This window comes from Rhodocytophaga aerolata (assembly GCF_030503435.1).
GTDB classification, from domain to species: Bacteria; Bacteroidota; Bacteroidia; order Cytophagales; family 172606-1; genus Rhodocytophaga; species Rhodocytophaga aerolata.
In genome coordinates this window covers 52,108-73,529 of record NZ_JAUKPO010000023.1, presented here as the reverse complement: position 1 = coordinate 73,529, position 21,422 = coordinate 52,108, and the positions used below count along the sequence as shown (strand labels likewise).

Here is a 21,422-nt window from a genome sequence, read left to right as displayed (position 1 = left end):
ACCAATGAAAAAAATACTTTATATACTAGCCCTTTATTTCCTTACAGCCTGTTCAGATGACTTTCTGGAAATATATCCGGAGTCAACCTTAAGCGAAGGTAATTTTTATCAGTCAGAAGCCGAATTTATTCTGCTGGCCAATGGCTGTTATGTACCTATGCGTGATTATGAAAAAGTAGAACACTGGGTAATGGCTGAACTTCCTTCAGATAATGCCAGCTTCCAATACAACACGGCTACTGGTGAAGCCTCAAAAGGCGTCATTGATCAGTTTATTCTGGCCTCTAACAATGTAGCTTATGCTAATTTCTGGAACTTGTCCTATAACGGAATTACCCGGTGCAATAAACTGCTCAGTGAAATTGAGCGGCCTGGCGTAAGCTGGTCTAAGGAATCTTATAAGGCACGTAGTAGTGGAGAAGCATTGTTTCTACGGGCCTTGTATTATTTTAACTTAGTTCGCCAGTTTGGTGGGGTGCCCTTGGTATTAAAACCAATTACAGCCCAAGAAGCGATAGATATAAAAAGATCGACTGAAGAAGAGGTATATGAAAGTATCATCCGTGATTTAAATGAGGCGGTTACTCAATTTGCCAGTGCAGCAGATGTAGCCGAAGAAGGTAGGGCTAGTATAGGGGCTGCACAGGCTTTGTTAGGAAAAGTATACCTGACCACACAACGGTACGCGGAAGCTGAGCAGGCACTAAAACCGGTGATGGCCTCTGGAAAGTATGCCCTGTTATCTGATTATGCCAGTCTTTTCAATCCGGCGAGTAAAGATTTTAAAGAAACTATCTTTGCTATTCAATACTCAGAAAATAGCGTAGAACTTGCCAACCGGTTTATTTTCTGGTTTGCTCCCTGGACCTCAGGTGGCGCAGTTACCACCCGTCCCAATATAAACCTGGTAGGCGGCGGGTGGAACCAGCCTACGGAAGATTTGATTAATGCCTTTGAGCCAGGAGATTTACGCAAAGATGTCTCTATCAAATACTGGAATGGCAGGGATTGGGATGCCGTGGTACGCCCTATTCCCTATTGTGGCAAGTACCAGCCCCCGCAAACAGCCACCGACGACCGCACCGGCGATAATTTGCCAGTATTGCGCTATTCAGACGTACTGCTCATGTATGCAGAAGCGCTCAACCAACAAGGCCGTACAGGTGAAGCCATTGGGTATGTGCAGCAAGTTCGAGACAGGGCGGGCTTAACTGTACCTTTAACTGGGTATGACCAGACATCCCTCCAAAGCCTGATTGCCAAGGAACGCCAAGTGGAATTTTGTTTTGAAAATCAGCGCTGGTATGATCTGAAACGGACAGGGAAAGCCTTGGAAGTACTAGCCGCTCATGGTGCACGAGAGAAAGCAAAAAAATCCTTTCTCTATGCTGCTTCCTATGAAATGGCACCTTTTAAACTCTTAGCGCCCATTCCACAAGAACAAATTCTAATCAATCAATTGGCGCAGAATCCGGGATATTAAGTTTTTAATTTTAAAGAAATACATATGAAGAAGAGACATATAATTCTTGCCGGTTTATTATTCATCACCCCTATGTTGCTTTACGCAGGTATGTGGCAGAACCCACAAAGGCCGAATGTTGTGGTGATTATCGTAGACCAATGGCGGGCACAAGCCACCGGCTATTCAGGAGATAAAAATGCCATCACCCCTAATTTGGACCGGCTAGCGGAAAGAAGCGTCAATATTAAAAATGCGGTTTCAGGTATGCCCGTATGCACGCCTTTCCGGGCTTCCTTAATGACAGGCAAGTATCCGCTGACAACTGGCGTATTCATGAATGATGTCATGCTGGATACCTCCCAAACAACCATTGCCAAAGTGTATAAGAATAATGGATATACTACCGGTTTTATTGGAAAGTGGCACATCGATGGACATGGCCGGAGCAGCTATATTCCGAAAAACCGCAGGCAGGGGTTTGAGTACTGGAAAGCCCTGGAATGTAGCCATAACTACAACCAATCGGCTTATTACAGCGGAGACTCGGATAAAAAACTATTTTGGGAGGGATATGATGTAATTGCCCAGAGCAACGATGCTTGCCAATACATTAGCGGGCAGGCGAAAAGTGACAGGCCCTTTACCTTGTTTCTTTCTCTGGGGCCTCCACATGATCCCTATCATTCAGCCCCAGAAAAGTACCGCAAAATGTATGAAAACAAGAGTATGGAGATCAATCCCAATGTACCTGCTGAAAACCGGGAAAAAGTAAAAAAAGACCTGATTGGGTATTATTCCCACATGAGCGCTATTGATGAGTATATCGGGAAAATATGGCAAACTATACAAGACGCTGGCATAGAAAAAAATACCATCCTTGTCTTCACGGCTGACCATGGCGATTTACTGGGAGCCCATGGTTCCTGGAATAAACAGCAACCCTATGCCGAAAGCATCCGGGTGCCCTTTTTAATTCATTACCCGGCAGTGTTTGGTAATGGCCCCAAAACTTCCTCCATCTTGTTAAACTCACCAGATATTATGCCGACCTTACTAAGCTTGTCTGGTTTATCTATTCCTCCTTCTGTGGAAGGAGTAGATTTTTCAGAGGTGTTAAAAGGTACTAAAAAAGACCAGGTTACCCATACTCTCATATCGTGCGTGCAACCTTTTGGCCAGTGGAACCGGGGAAAAGGAGGCCGGGAATATAGGGGCATTGTAACCACTCAGTACACCTATGTAAAAGATCTGAAAGGGGCATGGCTCTTATTTGATAATATCAAAGATCCCTTTCAGTTAACCAACCTGATTGGAAATCCAGCACATGCACAAACCCAAAAGAAGCTGGAGAAAATGTTAACAGAAACCCTAAAACAACGCAAAGATGAATTCAGGCCGGGAATGGAGTATGTAAAAAAATGGAAGTATGTGGTGGATGAAACAGAAACCGTTCCCTATCAAACGGTTAATTACGAAGGCAAGAAGATAGTTGAGTGAGCCCTTTCTCTAGCCAGGTAAGTAATCCTTATCTTAAAGGAGAAGAAATTGAAATCCTATATCAATAATCTATTAAACCTGTGATTTTAGTAATCGATTACTTACTAAAATTTACTCATTCAAAACTTACAGCTTGTGAAAATAATTAAACGACCAATAGCAGCCCTAGTAATTCTATCATTCATCCTGATGATACCAAGGGCCTGTTTTTCTTACCAACAGAAAAAGCCTGAGAAGCCCAACATCATTTTTATTCTTACCGATGATCATCGCTGGGATGCGCTGGGAGCGATGGGTAACAAGATCATTCAAACGCCCCATTTAGATAAATTAGCAGGCGATGGGATTATGTTTCGCAATGCCTATGTGACAACAGCCATTTGCGCGGTAAGCAGGGCTAGCTTATTAAGCGGGCAGTACCAATCCAGGCATAAGATCGAAGATTTTGCTACCAGCTTTAGCTCCGAGGCATTAAAGAAAACCTACCCTATGTTATTAAAAGAGGCAGGATACAAAGTAGGCTTTATAGGCAAATATGGCGTAGGCAATCCTAAAGACCAACCCAACGAGCAATACGATTTCTGGGCATGTACCAATAAAGGTCAGCCAGACTATGAAATGATTGATGAAGAAGGAAATTTTATTCATCATACCGATAAAGTGGCTAAAGATGTAAGCATGTTTCTTACTCAGTTTGCTGGGAAAGCAGATAGTCCTTTTTGCCTGTCAGTAAGCTTTAAAGCACCCCATGAGCAAGATGGAGATCCACCCAGGTTTATTGTGCAGGAACGGTTTAAGGAATTATATGCAAAAGAAACCATGCCCGTACCCGAAACGGCTGATCCCAAATACTGGAATAGCTTCCCTGAGTTTTTTCGCACAGATACCAACATTGCTAGAAAACGGTGGAAGCCGCTTTTTTCTACCCCTGAGCTGCATCAGGCAACGGTGAAAAATTATTACAGGCTCATTACGGGTGTAGACGAAGTAGTGGGAAAAATACGGGAACAATTAAAGAAGCAAGGAATAGTCGACAATACAATTATCATCTTTACAGGCGATAATGGCTTTTACCTAGGCGAACACGGCATGGAAGGTAAATGGTATGGCCATGAAGAATCTATCCGGGTTCCCTTACTTATATATGATCCAAGGAAAGGAAAAACAATGAAAGGAAAAACACCTGAACAGATAGCATTAAATGTAGATATAGCCCCTACTATTCTTAGCATGGCCGGAGTTAGCGCTCCGAAAGACATGCAGGGTATCGATCTGATGCAATTAGTAAACCAAAGAGATGAAACAGTAGCCCGTAAGGATTTCTTCTATGAGCACACCTTCATGGGAAGCCCCGGTATCCCACAAGTAGAAGGTGTCGTTAGTATAGATCTAAAATATATGAAGTTTATTGAACATGGGTATGAAGAACTGTATGATTTAAAAAAAGATCCTTATGAAAAACAAAATCTAGCAGAAAACCAGGCGTATGCTGTAAAGCTAAAAAAGATGCAAAGTCGCTATCAAGAACTTAAGAAAAAAGTAAAATAAAGTAAAAAGGACAAACTTAACTTTAGGCCCTTTGCATGCTTTGCCAAGCCTGCCTACATTAGGTGATGTATTTAACCATTGTATGGATTTTATCAGTAAAAAAAACACTAAATTTATTGACATCTTGTAAAAAAAGACTCCTGCAGAGGAGTCTTTTTTTTAAGGAGCGTTAGCTGGTTTTACTTATAATTGAAAAATGTAAGTCAATTTTTTCGCCTGTTTTCATAACAGATATGCAGGCTAAAGCTATGCTAAAAGGAGGCATATTAGTAAAACCTTAACCTCTATGAACCAAGCCCATAAACGTGATTTGATCCTGAAAAGACTTTATCAGCATCAGAAAGCCGCAAAAACCCCAATCATCTTAAAATACCTCATGCAAGCGCTTCATATTTACAGGAAGCAGGGAGAGGATATGAAATTTATTCATTTGCTTAGTCCTTACATTAGCATAAATGAGCTTAAAGAAGGGATCCATATCAGCCTTACAGCTACTGGGATGGCTTACGTTGAAAATCATTTATTAGTAGGATAGAGCGGATGCATAGCGGAGGTGCTTCGCCTTTCCTTCCTATGCAGATAGGTAGCATAGGGATAGAGTAGCTACCACAAGGACTATCTGAATTGGGACTGGCAGCATAACTGGGAGCCGTTGCTCATCCTTTGCAAGACGCCTCAGCGATCCTAGTTGCTCCTTTTCTTTCTCAAGATTTATCATGATAGAAGTAGTAGAAACAATTGGTCTTATCCTACTTATCTTAGCAGTCATTATGAGCAGCCTTGATGAATCCGGTGAACTCCTTGAGAACTGAATAGCGAGCAAACTATTTTTGAAGATGATTGACAGGCTCTTAATGTTGGGCCAGATGCAAAGCAGAATCACATAATTAAAAGAGCTTGCTATTAGGTTAAAGAGAAGGGGAATTTACCTTCCCTCAACAGGTATTGACTATTTTTTCGCTTTCATAAACTCCTGCCAAAAACAATGGGAAGGAAAAGGGAGTTAACCTTCTAAAAAGGAACTACCTCATACTCTACTACCCATGGCTCATCCTATCCATCCTGATACAGCGTTAGTAACTAGACTCAGTCCTGATGAACTCTTTAGGCAAGAATACCAAATTTGCATTCAGCAAATAGTCAACTCCCTCAACAAGTTTAGCTCAGCTGTTGGGCAGATGAGCAAACAAGAGTTAATTTTGTCCAAGCAGCTTCTTCTAGGCCAGCTACAAGCACAAAAACTGCACCCGCTGTTCTACACATCTATGAGTGAAGAGATTAATAACAGGCTGCAGAGATGTAACTGATAGCCACTTGGAGGAAGCAATAGCTTTCTAGTACATGCGAGTGATCACAATTCTGTTATGGAATGCCAGAGATAATCTTACCAACCAAAAAGAGATTATAGAAAGTAAAAAAGTAAATACTCTAACTTCAATATCTCAAACTTAAGGAACAGGCTACTACCTTAACTCTTTTTCCATGCTGTAGAATTTTAGAGGATGTCCAGTTGGACTTTCATCCTAAAGATGGCCATTGGGTAAAGCTATTTTGTATAAGTCTAAACATAGCATTTAACCATAAAGTAAACGGGTGGTTAAAATGACTCCCCCTTTCTTGATACTGAACAAATGGGGCGGGAGGGAAAATAAAATATGTGAAGGATAAGACTCATAAATGGTTATTTTCATCCTTCAAGCCCTTTGATTTTAAAACACGATTATAGGATGAATTTTGTCAACCTATATCAATACAAGACCGGGAAATAGGTTTCTGTAGAAAAGAGGCTATGGTCTATATAAAAGAGTGGTAAACATTGGGTGCCTTTGTTATATTGCATATGTGCTTCTAACTAAACTACATATACCTACTCCAGGAAAAAATTTAATTCATCGGCCAGATCTTTTTGAAAAGTTAAACGAAGGGCTCAACCGTAAATTAATTCTTATTTCTGCACCTGCCGGATTTGGCAAGACCACCCTTATAAGCGATTGGATCAACCAATACAAGATCCAGACAGCTTGGGTTTCGCTGGACAAAGGAGATATTGATTCTGTAGAATTTTTGAGCTATATGATTGCAGGTATTCAACGTATTAGTTCCGAATTTGGACAAAATGCGCTCAGGCTTATAAAATCTCCGGACAAACCCAATTCTATTTCTATTAGCGGTTTGCTGATAAACGATATGCTCCAAATTAAGGAGGATGTTTTATTAGTACTTGACGATTTTCATCTGACAGATTCAAACGAAATTTCAACAATAGTAACTTTTTTATTGGAGCACATTCCTGATACTATTCATGTTGCAATTTCAACCCGGTCTGACCCTGCCTTGCCTTTAGCACGGTTAAGAAGTCAGCATCAGCTTGTTGAATTGCGATCAGCAGATCTTAGGTTTTCGGCCCATGACATTTCTGTTTTATTTAATAAAAAATTAAAAATAGGTTTATCCATTGATGATGCGTATGCACTTGAAACCAAAACCGAAGGCTGGATAGCTGGCCTGCAACTCACGGCGTTATCAATACATGACCGGAAGAATGTTTCTGAATTTATTCAAAACTTAAGAGGAGATAACCGCTATATTATGGATTATCTGATTGAGGAAGTACTAAAAATTCAATCAGATGGGATCAGGGAATTCTTGTTGCAAACATCCATAGTAGAGAGATTCTCCGCCTCCTTGTGTAATGCTATTTTACATAGAAATGACAGTCAGATAATTATTGAGCAGCTTGAAAAAAATAACCTTTTTGTTATCCCACTGGACTCAGAAAGGAAATGGTACCGGTATCATCATCTCTTTGCGGATCTTTTAAAGCAAAGACTTTTACTAAAAGAGAAACCGTTAATTGAAGATCTTCATAAAAAAGCCGGAAAATGGTTTGAAAATAAAAAGATGTATGGCTTAGCCATAGAACATACGTTGGTTATTGAAGATTACGTAAAAAGTATTCAATTACTTGAAGAAGTAGTGGAGGATATGTGGAAAAATGGCCTTCATTCTGCTATTTCAAGATATGGTGATTTAATTCCTGAAGATCTCGTGAAAGGTAATCCTGCGTTTTGTTTATATTATTCATGGATATTAATTAATACCGGACAAATTCAACATGCTGAACCTCTTTTGGAATCCGCTCAAAAAACAACCAATGAAAAAATACTTGATAAAAAAACCAACAAACCTGAAATTGAGAATTATAGAATTCTGCTTGGTAAAATTGCGGTTGCCTTTGCCCATTTAAATTCAAATCAAGGGCAACCAGACAAAGTATTAGAGTATTGCCAAACAGCCTTTGAAAAACTTTCTAAAAAAGATCCCTTATGGCTGGGTTTTGCCTGGAATGCTAAAGGGAATGCAGAATTACATAAAGGAAATACCAGGCAGGGAATAGAAGCATTAACCATTGCTTTAGAATACGGAAAAACATCGGGTAATTTTTATCTTATTTCATCAGCAGCTTCCTCTTTATCCTATCAGGAGTCAGTTTTTGGTCAGTATAAATCGGCCTATAAACGATCTTCCGATCTTTTAACTTTTATGAAAGAAAAAGGATATTCGGAGTTTGCAAAAGCAGAATGGACCTACGCTGGAATATATACGATGATGTCTGTTACAGAATGTTATTGGGCAGATTTTGATAAAGCTTTAGAAAGTGTAGAAACGGCTTATCAATTAACTAAAGATGAAAAGAATATCTTTCAAAAAATAATAGCCTTACTGGCTTATTCATACATTTTACATGCCCGTGAAGATAAAATTGGAGCTGTAAATAAATTGACGGAATTAGAGGGAGTAATGAAGCATTTTAAAATCTCCCCTTACATCGTAACCACTTATGTTGGATGGAAAATATACTTGTTCATTGAAGCATCTCAACTTGAACAGGCAAATGATTTTGTTAAAGAATACGGAATAAAAACAGATGGGATAATCTCCTACCAAAATGAGCACATCTATATAAATTTTGCCCGTTTGTTGATTGTGCAATATAAATTTGATGAAGCAACAGCTGTCCTCTCCAAAATTTTCGCATTGGCAAGCGCTAGTGGCAGGAGAGAGACGCTGGTTCAGGTTGAAATTTTATATGCTATCCTCCATAGTATGACCGGTTTTCAGCAGAAAGCGGTTAAAAATTTATTGGCAGCTATGGAATATGCCGCTGAGGAGGATTTAATAAATTATTTTCTGTTTGACTTACCTACTACAAGTAATCTATTGCTTGAAGCGTATAAAATACAAGCAACCACCAAAACAAAAATTTCGAAGGCATTTGTAGATAAACTTAAATCTGCCATTAATAAAAAGCAAAACCGCGTTAAAATTCTTTCAAATTTTGAGTTAAGCAACCGCGAACTGGATACACTCAAGCTTATTGCTGATAACTTAACCAACCTTGAAATTGCAGATAAGCTTTTCGTTTCTGTTAACACGGTTAAAACTCATTTAAAGAATATCTACCTTAAACTTAATGTTAAAAGCCGCAGCAAAGCGGTTGCGAAAGCAAAAGAATTCCAATTGATTTAGGAAACTGCCCCTCACCAACGCCTCAAACACAATTATCTTCACCCGATTTTTTGTTTATAAAATCACCCGAATGGGTGACTGATACCCAATGGGTGCTCTATACCTTTGTCTTGTCGTAATTCATTTAACTATGAAACCATCATGTGCCAAGCATTGCAAAAAAGGATGAAAATGATAGATGGTTCCATACGCTCCATTAAAATTAAACTCATTTGCGTATGAAAAACATAACAAAAATAAAGGTCGGAGGGCATCTTGATAAAAAATGGAAAAATTACTTTGATGGGATGGATTTCAAATATGATGGAGACAATACGATCCTTTACGGAAATATGAAAGATGAAGCCTATATGCATGGAATTCTAAACCGGATAAGAGATTTAAATCTCAAACTGATTTCAGTGGATACATCTGTAGAATAGTACTAATAAATCAGTTAACGAATCATTAAAAACAAGTAGTAGTATTGATATGCAAAAGAAAATTCTATTAGTCGCCTTGACCTTACTGATGGCAAGCGCATTACAAGTTAAAGCTCAAGATGCCAAACAAGACAGTACTTATAAACGGTGGTTCGTTGGCAGCACGCTATATTTATTGGGTAATTTAGATAAAACAAACAATCCTGAGTATGTACAATTAAATGTTGGATACAGGATAACCCCTAAAGATGTTGTTTCCTTTAGATTCAAAAGATCCATTTATTCCTGGCCTATAGGTATCCCTTTTGGATCATCCTCATTTGATGCACCGGGAGAAAACTATCCCGGACATGCACGCATACTTGCACCTACAGTAGGATACCAGCGGTTTTGGTGGAAAGGAGTTTATACATCCGTTCAGGCGTTGAATGCTTTTGAAAAATATCTGGATGAGGATAATAAAAAGATTGGAAATGGATACACGTTATATCTGGACTTCTATTTGGGTTACCAGTTTACGTTTTTTAAAAACCGGTTCTTTTTTGAACCAGCTATTGGAATTAGTTCTTGGCCTGTAAGAACGAATGTTCCACAATCTTTTAAAGCAGTAGAACAAAAATGGCCTACCTACTTTATTCAACCTGGGTTTGATTTTGGGTTTAACTTTTAGCACCCTCCTCGAGAAGTTAACCGGATACCTTTCAACCTAATAAAACTCCCAACCGCAGCTTCCTACTCTCAAGAATAGGTTTTTATAGAACCTTCCCTCGCGGCCACTTTCTGTCCGGTGAGCCGGGCCTGCCTTTCAGATTTAAGTTTTAATACATATATCACAACAAATAATCACTATGATGAAAAAGACCGGCAGTTATTCCGTGTTGTTATTGCTCGCGGCATTTCTTAGTTCATGTGGCATCGGCACCGCCCTTGTTACTAACCACAATCAAAACGCCACTGAAGTACACTTAAGTGCAAACAACTTCAAAGTAATTGATCAGGTAAGCGGAAGTTCGGAAGTGTCTTATGTATTGGCAATTGGAGGTATGAACAAAAGGCAATTGTACGAAAATGCGTATGCAACGATGATGAAGAAAGCCAACTTGCTCAGTGGTTCCAAAGCCATCATCAACGTGACGACAGAGGAACACTTGGGTGGTTTTGCCCCATTCTTTGTCAGAAGAACTATAACGGTGAGTGCCCAGGTAGTTGAATTTACAAGGTAAGTTTAAAGAAATGGGCTGTGTATTAGTTTAGGATTGACACTTGGGGCTTATGAGGTACCACTTAACTTGAATAGATTAAGAGCAGGGATTTTCATTTGGAAAAAATGGAAGTATTTGCCAATAAATTTCCCCGCCGCAAGCAGCGGGGTTTTTTGATAGAATTTGTTTATCTATCGCCACAAGTGGCGGGGAATTTACCCTTAGAGATTAAATAAATAATTATTTCAAAACTTCTACAAACGAACCTCTGACAATAAGCGAATAATTGAGTTTTTAAAATCCTGTTTCATTTATTAACATAACAAATACACATTTTATGAAAGCAAAAGTTTTTGTCCCGCTATTGATTGTTTTGATGACTTCTTTTTTTGCCTGCAAACAAGAGGACGATAGCCCCACACCGGGCGGCGTGACTGAAGTGGGTACGTATGCCGGCAGCATTCAGGTATCTGATGACCCGACAACCAAGGTGGGATACATTTACAATGCGAAAGTGAAAGTGACCACTAACGGCTCCAACGCCACACTTAAAATCACCGGCGACCCTGGGTTTGACCGGGAATACACAGGTACGTTCACCACACAACAAGGCTTGTATGACATTGTGATAAAGAAACAAACCAAACCCACCGAAAGGATTGCCGGTGACCGGGCGGTAATTAGCAACAACAAGCTGACTTTTTTAGTGGATGTTGCCAACGAAAGCGTAACTGCAAGAGATAGTCCTACCACTACAACAACTTTAACTATATCCGGTAAGCTGAAAATGATTGGCACGGATATGCTAAAAGAGTAATTATCAATCTTATACATTCCAACGGCTTTGTTGCATAGATTCTGTGTTTCAAGCAACAAGGCATAAAACACACCAGCCCAAAAAACTGTTTTGGCAAAATGGAGATTCGGTTCTCCGATATAATTCTGTGGTTAAATTCCCACCAATTTACCCAAGCCACTGAACCCGTCTAAGGCTTCACCCTAAAAGACAAATAATAAAAAATGACAAAAAACAAAATTCATTATTTATCCGGACTAACTATAACAGTTTTTGTTGGCATGCATTTATTGAATCACACTTTAAGCATTTTTGGTGCACACAGGCATATTTCAGTAATGCATACGCTGAGAATATTTTATCGTAACATCTTCATTGAAACAATTTTATTATTTGCTGTACTCGTACAAATTATTTCAGGTTTGAAACTTTTCAAAACTAACATAAAAACAGCTACTACTCAATTTGACAAAGTTCATATTTGTACAGGATTTTACTTGGCGATATTTTTCATAATTCATTTAAGTGCAGTTTTTGGTGGAAGACTTTTTCTGCACCTTGACACAAATTTTTATTTTGGAGTTGCCGGACTGAATTCGTTTCCTTTCAATTTATTTTTTATACCATATTACGGACTTGCAATTCTTTCGTTTTTCGGACACATTGCCTCAATTCACAGCAAAAAAATGAAGCAAAATATTTTTGGTTTGTCACCAAACTCACAATCAATGGCAATCCTTACTTTCGGACTTGTTTTGACAATTGCCATATTCTACGGACTGACAAACCATTTTAATGGAGTAACAATACCAAAAGAATACGAAGTGTTAATTGGAAAATAAAAACAACGAACCGCTAACATCTAAGCCTTCGTGGTGGCTGAAGTGCTTCTATAAAGCATTTGTGCTTCGCAGGAACTTTACTAAAACCCTATAAGACTGAACTTTGTTCAACGTGTGCCTCAGCACCTATTAGCAAGTTTTTTAAGTATAAAACCACAATCATTAAGCAGACTACGAGCAAGAATTTTGGAAAAAAGCAAAGCGTAAATCATTTCTTAACTTAAGTGAAAGATGCTAAGGCTATTGCCAATCCATCTTTGCCACATCGTTTTACATCAAATAAAAAACAAATGCAAAAGAAAATTTTACTCATTGGTTTTGTCATACTGATGACAAGCACGCTCCAACTCAAAGCACAATATGCAAAAACAGACACCACGTACAAACGGTGGTTCGTTGGTAGTACTTTGTTTTTGTTAGGTAATTTAGATCGCGTAAATACCCCCGGCTTCGCTCAACTCAATGTAGGCTATCGGATTACAGGTAAAGATGTAATGTCTCTCGAACTAATCACCTGGAAACATGCCTGGCCACTTGGCATTAACCCTTTTTATAATAAGGCATACGGAACCCCTGAAGAGAAATATCCTGGGTATATCAGAGAATATGGTTTTGGCCTTGCGTATCAAAGGTATTTTTGGAAAGGTCTTTACGTAGCAGTACATGTAATGCCTATGTGGCAAACATTTAAGAATGAAAACGGTAATAAGGTGGGTAATGGGTTCATTATCTTCAACACTTACCGAGCTGGCTATCACGTTAAACTCTTTAAGGATAGGTTTTTTGTAGAACCATCTCTTGGTGTTGCCGGCCGTCCTTATTTCACCCAAATGCCTGATGGTTTTAAACAAAAAGATGACAAGTGGCCAAAATGGACACCTGAACCGGGACTGCATGTTGGGTATAACTTCTAATCATTAAAAATCAAATTTATGTATGAAATTATTGCACAAATCAATTGCTATCCTTTGCGTTAGTTTTTGCTTATTCTCTTGTGACAAGGAAAAACTGATTACCCAACCCGGTATTCTGGTGCCAAAAACAGTGATAGAATACCCAATGCTTCTATCCATTACTATAAATGGTACATTTCATGCACAGGCATTTGGACCAGCAGATGGTACGCTGATAGTATGTATTGATGGCGGACCCGGGGCAAACTTCCGCTATATGCTCAACTGCAAAAGTCTGGCAGACAAAGGCTACAGAGTTGTTTTTTATGGCCAAAGAGGTTCAGGGCTTTCTGAAAGATTCCCGAAACAATGGTATCTCAACCATGGCGTTAATGCGGTTGAAAAAGCCTTTTATAATGAGCTGAAAGGTTTCATTAACCGATACAGAACCCATCCTACACAAAAAGTAGGGTTACTAACACAATTATGGGGCTCGATGCTTGGAACCAGGTATGCAGGTAAATATCCCGATGATTTTGACGGATTGATTTTGGCTGAACCCGTAGGCTTACAATGGAAAGAGGTGCTGAAGTATGTGGGCAAATCACAGGCATTTGGATTATTCAGCGAAGCACATGATAAATGCCTGTTTCGGTTTAGACTATTTGGCGTCATTATGGGATAGGCTATGGCTATAAGCTGAACACAAAGCTCCCTATTGTCATAAATGCTCAGTTTTCCATACTCTCTGTAGTGGATGGATGTTACGAACTAACACTAGGGGTAATTTTTACTTTGGCCTACAAGCGGGCTATTCTCTTAAAAAAGCTGACTTAACACTTAATCTTGGCAGGGTGACAACACAAGATTTTACAACAGCTCCTTTCATTCCTTTCTATCTGAAACAAGGGTTCAATTATAGACTGTGGAATAGGAATTAAAAAAGAACATTCCTCCATTGTTTAGTGCATGCTGAAAGTTTAGTGCAATACAAGATGTAAGCAGAAACGCAATGATTACAGGCAAAATAAGTCAGTCTATGAAAGCAGTAATTTGTACAAAATATGGTTCGCCAGAAGTTTTGCAAATTCAGGAAGTTGCCAAACCTGAACCTAATGAAAACCAAATATTGGTTAAAGTTTTCGCAACGGCTGTAAACTCAGGTGATGTCAGGGTAAGAGGGCTTGCAGTAAAGGGATTCATGAAGGTCTTAATGCGATTGGTTTTAGGATTTTCAAAGCCAAGAAAACCCATATTAGGTACTGTTTTTTCCGGGCTTGTTGAGCGTGTGGGAAATAATGTATCAAGATTCAACATGGGAGACAAGGTATTTGGTATGACTGGTTTTAATTTTGGTACCTATGCAGAATATATTGCTATTCATCAAAACAGTAACGTGATTAAAATGCCCGAAAATGCTACTTATGAAGAGGCTGCCGCTATCATTTTTGGCGGACAAACGGCCATTTATTTTTTGGAAAAAGCAAAGATAGCCGCAAAGCCAAACCCAAAAATCCTGATTATTGGTGCCACCGGTTCGGTGGGTGTAGCAGCCACACAAATATGTACATATTATGGCGCACAAATCAGTGTGGTTTGTAGCTCAGCCGGTAGTCAGTTAATAAAGGATTTAGGTGTGTCAGATATCATTTTATATGACAAAGCAGATTTTACTTCACATACAAATAAATTCGATATCATCTTTGATGCGGTTGGGAAAACAACAAAAAAACAATGTAAAAAACTTTTAGTAAACGGAGGTATTTACAAAACGGTGAGTGGAACAGAATATGCTTCCGAGTCTAAAAACCAGTTAGCATTAATTAAGGAGCTTTTTGAGAATGGCAACCTCAAAGCCGTAATTGATAAGACCTTTTCAATGGAGAACATAGTAGATGCACACAGTTACGTGGACAGGGGAAGAAAAAAAGGAAATGTTGTTATCAGAATTAGTGAATAAAAAGCACACCAGCCACCAACAGGCGTTTAACAAAAAAGCGGGTTCAGGGCTTACAGGAAGTTTTGTATTGATGAACTTTACACTTTATGGCATTTGCCAGACCTATCATAACTACAGAAGGATACTTTTGGCAAATTCAAATGGAGGCAGTGCTTTTGAGCCATCACCAACGAAGGTGAAAGGCAACATCATCAAAGGGAGTAACCTGGAGAATTATGCATTGGGTTATTTCCAATGATGAGCGCATTTGCTGGTCATTAACTATACTAAAATAAAAGTACTGAAGATGTCTGTGACACTAAACTGTACGCTTAATCATCGCTAAAATAAATCATATGAACTTTACAAAAACGCTTAAAGCACTTTCTATTTTCGCTATCTCTTTCTTTGTACTCGCCTGCAGTAAAGATGACCCAAAGCCAGCTAAAAGCCGTGGCATAAAATTTGAGGTAAGCGGAAGTTTCGCAAGTACGCTGAGTGCTACTTATATTAACGCCAGTGGCGGTGGTACTGTCGAATCCATTACCTCTTTACCCTGGAATAAAAATATAACCTATACTCCTTCCGTGCCTAGCATGGCCATTTCCATAGGGGCCACCGGAGGTACAGCAGGGCAAACAGTCAGGATCAAAGTCTTTGCCGGAGGAACATTGGTCTCATATACCCCGGGAGTGGCAGATGGCTCTGGTATGGTAGTAATTACTTCACCTGCCTATATTTTTTACGTATGGGATTGTCAGAAAACCTAAGTATAGATCAACCTGGATGTATGATTCACATGTCAGTTTCTTGAAAATTAATTAAGTTGATAACAACACAGAGAAATAGATTATTCAAATTTCTGCTTATTCAGATTTTCGCAGCGTGAAATTTTGCCTATCTATCATGCCTCTTTATCAAAGTTAAACTATTTAAGTGAAAAGTATAGATGTAATTCTGTTAACAGGAATAATAACATTAGCTTTATGTTTAATCTTAGCACCCAGGCGGAGTATTGGTATGATAAGACCTGGTATTGGTTTGATTATACTCTTATCGCTTGTACAACTTTTAACTGAAGGATATTACTGGCATTACCTGCCGAGCTATTTACTGATATTGGTAATGGTAATGATGCCAATTCTCTTTAAAGAAAACAATAGAAAAATAGTAAAGAGACTTCTGCAGTTCACTTTAGTGTGTATGGTGATTGTCTCCATAATTCCCTGGACTATTTTTCTGCCCATCCCGAAATTGACGGCTCCGCAAGGTAATTATAAAGTAGGTACTAGAATTTTTCGGTGGATCGACTTTGACCGCCCTGAGTACATAACCCCAGATGCAGACGACAAGAGAAATGTTATAGTGCAGGCCTGGTATCCAAGGGAGGAAGATACGAAAGGCTATCAATCAAATTACTTGGATGGAATGGGTAATTTTCCAGAGAAAATTGGAATACTACCAAGTTGGATATTTGATCGCTATAACCAGGTGGATACCCACGCAATATTGAATGCACCCATATCTACCCTGCAAGAGAAGTGGCCGGTTATCATTTTTCTGACAGGTAACGGCGCATCACGTGCGTTTTATACAAGCCTTGTCGCCGGGCTTGCCAGTCATGGGTATGTTGTTTTAGCCATTGATCATCCCTATGAGGCTATGATTACACAACTTGCAGATGGAAAGATTGTAACTACAGTGGAAGTACCCTTAAAGGATGATCGTGACCTGCTCAAGTTTATGAAAGCCCGCCTCGACATACGGGTGGCAGATGTAAAGTTTGTAATAAATCAATTAGGCTATCCAGGATTTCCCGACAAATTTTTATCATCTCTTGACTCAAACCGTATTGCTATTGCAGGTCATTCGTTGGGTGGCGCCTCTGCTGCAGTTGCTATGGCGTATGATTCGCGAATTAATGCGGCAGTTAATATTGATGGCACTTTATATGGCGAGTTACCTGAACCAAATGGTGCACACCCCTTCCTGTTAGTAGAAAGTAAAAAAGATGGAAGTGAGCGTTTCCTGAGATACGAAAACGGAAATCAACAGTTATTCAGTCATTTTGGCGGAGGACACCGGTATGAGATTCTTGAAGCAGACCATTATAGTTTTACGGATGCCCCTCTTCTGCTAGCGTTACCTGCCCGGTTGCTTGTAAGCCGCTTTTTAAATATTGGTAATATTCCAGCAAGGACTCATCATGCAACAGTGGATATTTTACATGCTTTCTTTTATGGTGCTCTCAACAATAAACGGTCTGATTTAGATTCAGTTGCTCAACGGTATCAAGGCATTATTCGAAAGCCAACTGATTAAAACTTCTTTCTATACCACGGTGCATACAGTGTTGTAACCACTATATTATTTGACTGTGTAGAACTATCAGATAAGTATAAGGCGGAATTCCCTCGAAAAAGTGGGCAACAAGTTAAGAGCTATTTATAAAAGTGAGTTAACAGAAAGGGGTAAATAATGTTACTACCCAACTTTGCTTACTGATTGTTATGAGCAGTAGCTTCCGCTTGCTTCTTTAAGTCGGCAGCAAATTGTTCAAAGGTCTTGTCGAAGGAAGGAATATAGTTGGCATAGAGGGGAAAGAGCAAGCCTCCTATTTTTTCTACCATCGAGAAAAGCACGGTTCCCTGCTCCATTAGCGTTAGTGTATACACCCTTCTTCCTTGGGCATCTTCCCAGACTAATCGTTTTTCTGGCTCCATTTCGGACACTTTCAATTTAAAACTTCGTTTAGGAGCAAGTATTGAGGTAAGCTTTATGTGCTCTCCTAATTTAATTTCTCCTTCTAGGGAAAGAACCGTAGAATTCCACCTTGGAAAGCCGGAAGCATTGGTCAATAAGGCCCAGATCACCGAGGGTGCCGCTTGAATTGTTATCCTAATAGACGTTTCCCGGCTAAATACGCCTTTGACTGTCCTAGCTTTACCAAGAGGTGGTAAGGGGATTGAGCTTGCCATGTTTGTCTAACCTAGCGTGTGTCTTTATTCATTTTTTCAATCAACTAACCTGGTGTAAGCATAACCTGGTGTAAGCAATAGCGCATGTAAAACAATAGATGCATATGTAATATACATAAAATGCAGCACATGCAACAGTAGTTTACTATTATCATATAAGTTGCCGGGTTTACAGAATACCCCCTGGGTGTTGCACAACGTAGCGGAGTACAAAATAAAGGGTATTTGCCTGCTTTAGGGTAAGGATTTGAACATTGGATTTAGGCTGAACAGAGTAAGAGAGCAGTTTCTGTAGGTTGTAAGCGGTGGCTGCCATGAGCATCATTTTGTGAGCGGCTCTTTTTCCTTTTGCATTGCTTCTCTTCATGCCATAGTAATTGAGTAAGCTACCAAAAACAGGTTCTACGGTAGACATCCTTCGTCCTATCATTTTTTTACCTTCTTTACTTTCTACCCGCTCCTGCATGCGTTGGTGATAGTGACGGTAGACACTGAAAGTGAGGCTTTGCCGCCTTTTATTGCCACAGCATGCTTTTTTTAGCGGACACTCTTTACAATCCTTTACCCGGGCATGATAGTAATGAGTAGCAAAGCCACTTTCCATTCTAATGCCATGGTAATAAAGCAACTTTTCATTGCCGCACACATAAGCATTCTCTGTAGTATCATAGCGAAAGCCATCTCTGACCGGATGATAACTACCCGGTAAAGCAATGAAACCTTTAATCTTGTTAGCTTCTAGAAATGCGTAGTTTTCCCCTGAGCCAAAGCCTCCATCTGCTAATAAATATTGAAGAGGCAGGCCATAGTGTTTGAGTTTACTAGACAGCTTTCCTACTATTGCCACTAAGTGTTTAGAGTCTCGTTCATCTGCCATATCCGCTTGTATATGGGTAATCACATGGCGATGAGTATCTACAGCCATACTGGACAGGTAGTACAAACGGGAAGGTTTGCCCCTCTTTTCGGAGAGCTTTGCATCCCCATCACTCATACTGATATGACTGCGATTGTTTCTTGGACAACTTTTTGGCTTGTCTGTCTTTTCCAAAGCGGTGAAAGCGGCATCTTGTCCTAACAGTTCGTCAGGCGTGACTTGTTCGGCTTCACCCTTAACCAATTGCCATTCCAACAGCGCTTTTCGCTTCAAGCTATCTGTAGAAGCATTAGCTTCGACAAAAGCTGCATCCATTACTTGGGTATGTCCTCTAACCATTCCTGCTTCAACACAAGCTGAAAGAATATATTGAAAGCAGCTTTCAAACACTTCTTCAGGTAAACGTTTGCGTGTGCGGGATAAGGTGCTATGATAAGGCAGGCGTTCGCCTACGTTATAATCAAGAAAGTATAAAATATCTACCCTCAACTGGCTGTTTCTAATAAGGGCCCGCTCAGAACACTGATTTTCAAAGTGTGCAACCAAATGTAACTTGAAAAATACAACCGGATCTACAGACTTCTGCCCACACTTACCATAATAAGGGGCTACGGCCTTATATAAGAAAGTTAAGTCTAGCAACGACTTTAAGCGTCGGTAGAAATTGTTTTTGGGAATATAATCTTCTATTGCCTGTGAAAGGCAACTTTGGGTGATTTTTCTTTTGCCTACCATTCATAAAGGTACTTCTCACCGCTCAAAGTCAAAAGCAATAGTTGTGCAACACCCACCCCCCTTTCTTGATACTAAAGAAAAGTAGGGGAAAGGGGAAAGAATGCAACTTATAACTTCTAAGCCCATATATATATCTCCCTTCTTCGTCCCTTTCAGTGGTAACAATATACTTATTATCGGTTTTTGTTAACTCACAGCCAGACGAGACCACCCATGTAAATCCTGACTATAAAATACCTGGAAATGGGTATTGACAATTACATCTATTACACCTATATTAACCTCTATTCTTACCTTCTTTACTATTTTGCTTAACGTAGAGCTCTTTTAAGCAATCTATTTCCACTATTGGTAACTTGATTAGCCCCATAATTCATGATGTAAAGCTTCCTATACGTAATGGGTTGCCTTTGAAGGTATTGCCTTTCTCCTAGAGAAAGCACAAAAAATATAAACTATCCACTTTTAGTTCAAACATTTTATGAATCAACTTTATTCTAATGCAATAACTCAAAGAGTCATTTGCAAATTATTTACAGTAAGCACCCTTGTTGTGCTAATAACTGCTGTTCAAACTTTTGCCCAGTCTGTTACAGGCGAAAGCAATCCCTGCCCAGGAACGACTTATAGCTATACGTTTGTCTCAAGTGCCAGTGGTCCTACGTGTGCGGGTTCGGGTGGAGTATTACCGGAGGCACGATTAGCTCTAGTAATGGGACAGTAGCAAATGTTATCTGGAATATCGGAGCTACTTCGGGCTCCATTACAGCATCCTATTATTGCTCAAATGGTACTAGTGGAAGTACTACCAAATATGTAACTATCCGGCCGCAATTGCGGGTACCTTCCATTAGCGGCTTTGCAGGTATTTGTGTAGGAGCCACCAACACATACAGTATTGCAGCCGTAGCCGGAGCCACCTCTTATACCTGGACATTTAATAATGGGTTAAGTTCACAGGGACTAACTACAGTTAACACTACCAGTACATCTATAACTGTGAGTGCCTCTGGAACTGCCGGGCAAGCTACGATCAGTGTTACTCCCAACGGAGGTTGCGGGTTTAATTCGACTACAAGCAGGACTATCACTAAAGAAACTTCTCCAATACCAGCTAGTAGCATCCGGATATATAAACAAGGTTTTTCTACTACCGATACCTATATGTGCCCCAGTACTACCTATACCATCCGGGTAGATGCGCCTACAGCCCGCAGCACGTCTAACTGGACAGTAAGCGGAAATTATACCAGTTATTACATCGGGACAAGTTTTGTAGATGTAACCACTACCTCTAACTTCTCTTATCTGAATGTAGGGGTAACGGTTACCAATTCCTGCGGGCAAACGACAACCCTTAGCCAGAACTTCTTTAAGGGTTACAGTTGCCCCGGCTCATTTATGCTAGCAGAAGAAGATGTAACGGTTTTTCCCAATCCGGCTAGTACAGAGGAAGTAACCGTGGAGTGGCCCGATTCGGTTGAGGTCAGTTCGGTGTCTTTACTTGATAAATACGCCCGCACACTGGAGAAAATAGAGCCCAAGAAAGAGAAAGCCGCCTTTAAGGTAAATAAACTGCCTGCGGGCGAGTACTATCTGCACCTCTATGTAGGCGAGGCTATTATAAAGAAAAAGCTACAAGTGAAAAAATAAACAGGCTGTATTATATTTATCAACCTATCTGAAGGGAAATTTCCA

19 protein-coding genes and 1 pseudogene are annotated in these 21,422 nt (G+C 39.8%); 18 read left to right on the top strand and 2 right to left on the bottom strand.

Annotated features, from left to right (window positions below):
* The first annotated feature begins 4 nt into the window (after positions 1 to 4).
* The 17 genes and pseudogenes from Q0590_RS26820 to Q0590_RS26740 all read left to right on the top strand — a co-directional run bounded on the left by Q0590_RS26820 (position 5) and on the right by Q0590_RS26740 (position 17,456).
* Positions 5 to 1,483 (top strand): RagB/SusD family nutrient uptake outer membrane protein, encoded by a 1,479-nt coding sequence (locus tag Q0590_RS26820; RefSeq protein WP_302040721.1) that lies wholly within the window; start codon positions 5 to 7, stop codon positions 1,481 to 1,483.
* 24 nt (positions 1,484 to 1,507) lie between these two features.
* A complete protein-coding gene (locus Q0590_RS26815; RefSeq protein ID WP_302040720.1) occupies positions 1,508 to 2,962 on the top strand; it encodes a sulfatase family protein in 1,455 nt (484 codons plus the stop codon).
* Positions 2,963 to 3,097: 135 nt separating this feature from the next.
* Positions 3,098 to 4,510: a sulfatase family protein gene (locus tag Q0590_RS26810; protein WP_302040719.1), complete on the top strand. Its 1,413-nt coding sequence runs from the start codon at positions 3,098 to 3,100 to the stop codon at positions 4,508 to 4,510.
* Positions 4,511 to 4,796: 286 nt separating this feature from the next.
* Entirely contained in the window at positions 4,797 to 5,045 is a 249-nt protein-coding gene (locus Q0590_RS26805; protein WP_302040718.1) for a hypothetical protein, read from the top strand.
* A gap of 1,307 nt (positions 5,046 to 6,352) precedes the next feature.
* Entirely contained in the window at positions 6,353 to 9,040 is a 2,688-nt protein-coding gene (locus tag Q0590_RS26800; protein ID WP_302040717.1) for a winged helix-turn-helix domain-containing protein, read from the top strand.
* 218 nt (positions 9,041 to 9,258) lie between these two features.
* Positions 9,259 to 9,462 (top strand): DUF8691 family protein, encoded by a 204-nt coding sequence (locus tag Q0590_RS26795; RefSeq protein ID WP_302040716.1) that lies wholly within the window; start codon positions 9,259 to 9,261, stop codon positions 9,460 to 9,462.
* Between the two features lie 49 nt (positions 9,463 to 9,511).
* Positions 9,512 to 10,132 carry a hypothetical protein gene (locus Q0590_RS26790; protein WP_302040715.1) on the top strand — a complete coding sequence of 207 codons (621 nt, stop codon included), beginning with the start codon at positions 9,512 to 9,514 and terminating at the stop codon, positions 10,130 to 10,132.
* Between the two features lie 178 nt (positions 10,133 to 10,310).
* Entirely contained in the window at positions 10,311 to 10,685 is a 375-nt protein-coding gene (locus Q0590_RS26785) for a DUF6567 family protein (protein WP_302040714.1), read from the top strand.
* A 316-nt stretch (positions 10,686 to 11,001) separates the two neighbouring features.
* Positions 11,002 to 11,481 (top strand): hypothetical protein, encoded by a 480-nt coding sequence (locus tag Q0590_RS26780; protein WP_302040713.1) that lies wholly within the window; start codon positions 11,002 to 11,004, stop codon positions 11,479 to 11,481.
* 203 nt (positions 11,482 to 11,684) lie between these two features.
* The gene (locus Q0590_RS26775; protein ID WP_302040712.1) at positions 11,685 to 12,302 is read left to right on the top strand and encodes a hypothetical protein; all 618 of its coding nucleotides are present in this window, start codon (positions 11,685 to 11,687) and stop codon (positions 12,300 to 12,302) included.
* 93 nt (positions 12,303 to 12,395) lie between these two features.
* Positions 12,396 to 12,509, top strand: a pseudogene (locus Q0590_RS37785) (Crp/Fnr family transcriptional regulator); the annotation flags it as partial.
* A gap of 17 nt (positions 12,510 to 12,526) precedes the next feature.
* Positions 12,527 to 13,216 (top strand): hypothetical protein, encoded by a 690-nt coding sequence (locus Q0590_RS26765; protein ID WP_366970521.1) that lies wholly within the window; start codon positions 12,527 to 12,529, stop codon positions 13,214 to 13,216.
* Positions 13,217 to 13,238: 22 nt separating this feature from the next.
* Complete coding sequence (locus Q0590_RS26760) at positions 13,239 to 13,880, top strand: alpha/beta hydrolase (RefSeq protein WP_302040711.1); 642 nt, start codon at positions 13,239 to 13,241, stop codon at positions 13,878 to 13,880.
* A gap of 354 nt (positions 13,881 to 14,234) precedes the next feature.
* Positions 14,235 to 15,155, top strand: a complete 921-nt coding sequence (locus Q0590_RS26755; protein ID WP_302040710.1) for an NAD(P)-dependent alcohol dehydrogenase — start codon at positions 14,235 to 14,237, stop codon at positions 15,153 to 15,155.
* Positions 15,148 to 15,393, top strand: a complete 246-nt coding sequence (locus Q0590_RS26750) for a DUF4249 family protein (RefSeq protein WP_302040709.1) — start codon at positions 15,148 to 15,150, stop codon at positions 15,391 to 15,393. The genes Q0590_RS26755 and Q0590_RS26750 overlap by 8 nt, the downstream gene beginning before the upstream one ends.
* 97 nt (positions 15,394 to 15,490) lie before the next feature.
* Positions 15,491 to 15,904 carry a hypothetical protein gene (locus tag Q0590_RS26745; protein WP_302040708.1) on the top strand — a complete coding sequence of 138 codons (414 nt, stop codon included), beginning with the start codon at positions 15,491 to 15,493 and terminating at the stop codon, positions 15,902 to 15,904.
* A 433-nt stretch (positions 15,905 to 16,337) separates the two neighbouring features.
* Complete coding sequence (locus tag Q0590_RS26740) at positions 16,338 to 17,456, top strand: alpha/beta hydrolase family protein (protein WP_302040707.1); 1,119 nt, start codon at positions 16,338 to 16,340, stop codon at positions 17,454 to 17,456.
* Between the two features lie 176 nt (positions 17,457 to 17,632).
* Here the strand turns inward: Q0590_RS26740 and Q0590_RS26735 are convergent, their stop codons facing one another.
* Positions 17,633 to 18,112: an SRPBCC domain-containing protein gene (locus Q0590_RS26735; RefSeq protein ID WP_302040706.1), complete on the bottom strand. Its 480-nt coding sequence runs from the start codon at positions 18,110 to 18,112 to the stop codon at positions 17,633 to 17,635.
* Positions 18,113 to 18,281: 169 nt separating this feature from the next.
* Positions 18,282 to 19,724: an IS1182 family transposase gene (locus tag Q0590_RS26730; protein ID WP_302040705.1), complete on the bottom strand. Its 1,443-nt coding sequence runs from the start codon at positions 19,722 to 19,724 to the stop codon at positions 18,282 to 18,284.
* Positions 19,725 to 20,387: 663 nt separating this feature from the next.
* Between Q0590_RS26730 and Q0590_RS26725 the strand changes: the two genes are divergently transcribed.
* Positions 20,388 to 21,377 carry a T9SS type A sorting domain-containing protein gene (locus tag Q0590_RS26725; protein ID WP_302040704.1) on the top strand — a complete coding sequence of 330 codons (990 nt, stop codon included), beginning with the start codon at positions 20,388 to 20,390 and terminating at the stop codon, positions 21,375 to 21,377.
* Positions 21,378 to 21,422: the final 45 nt, after the last annotated feature.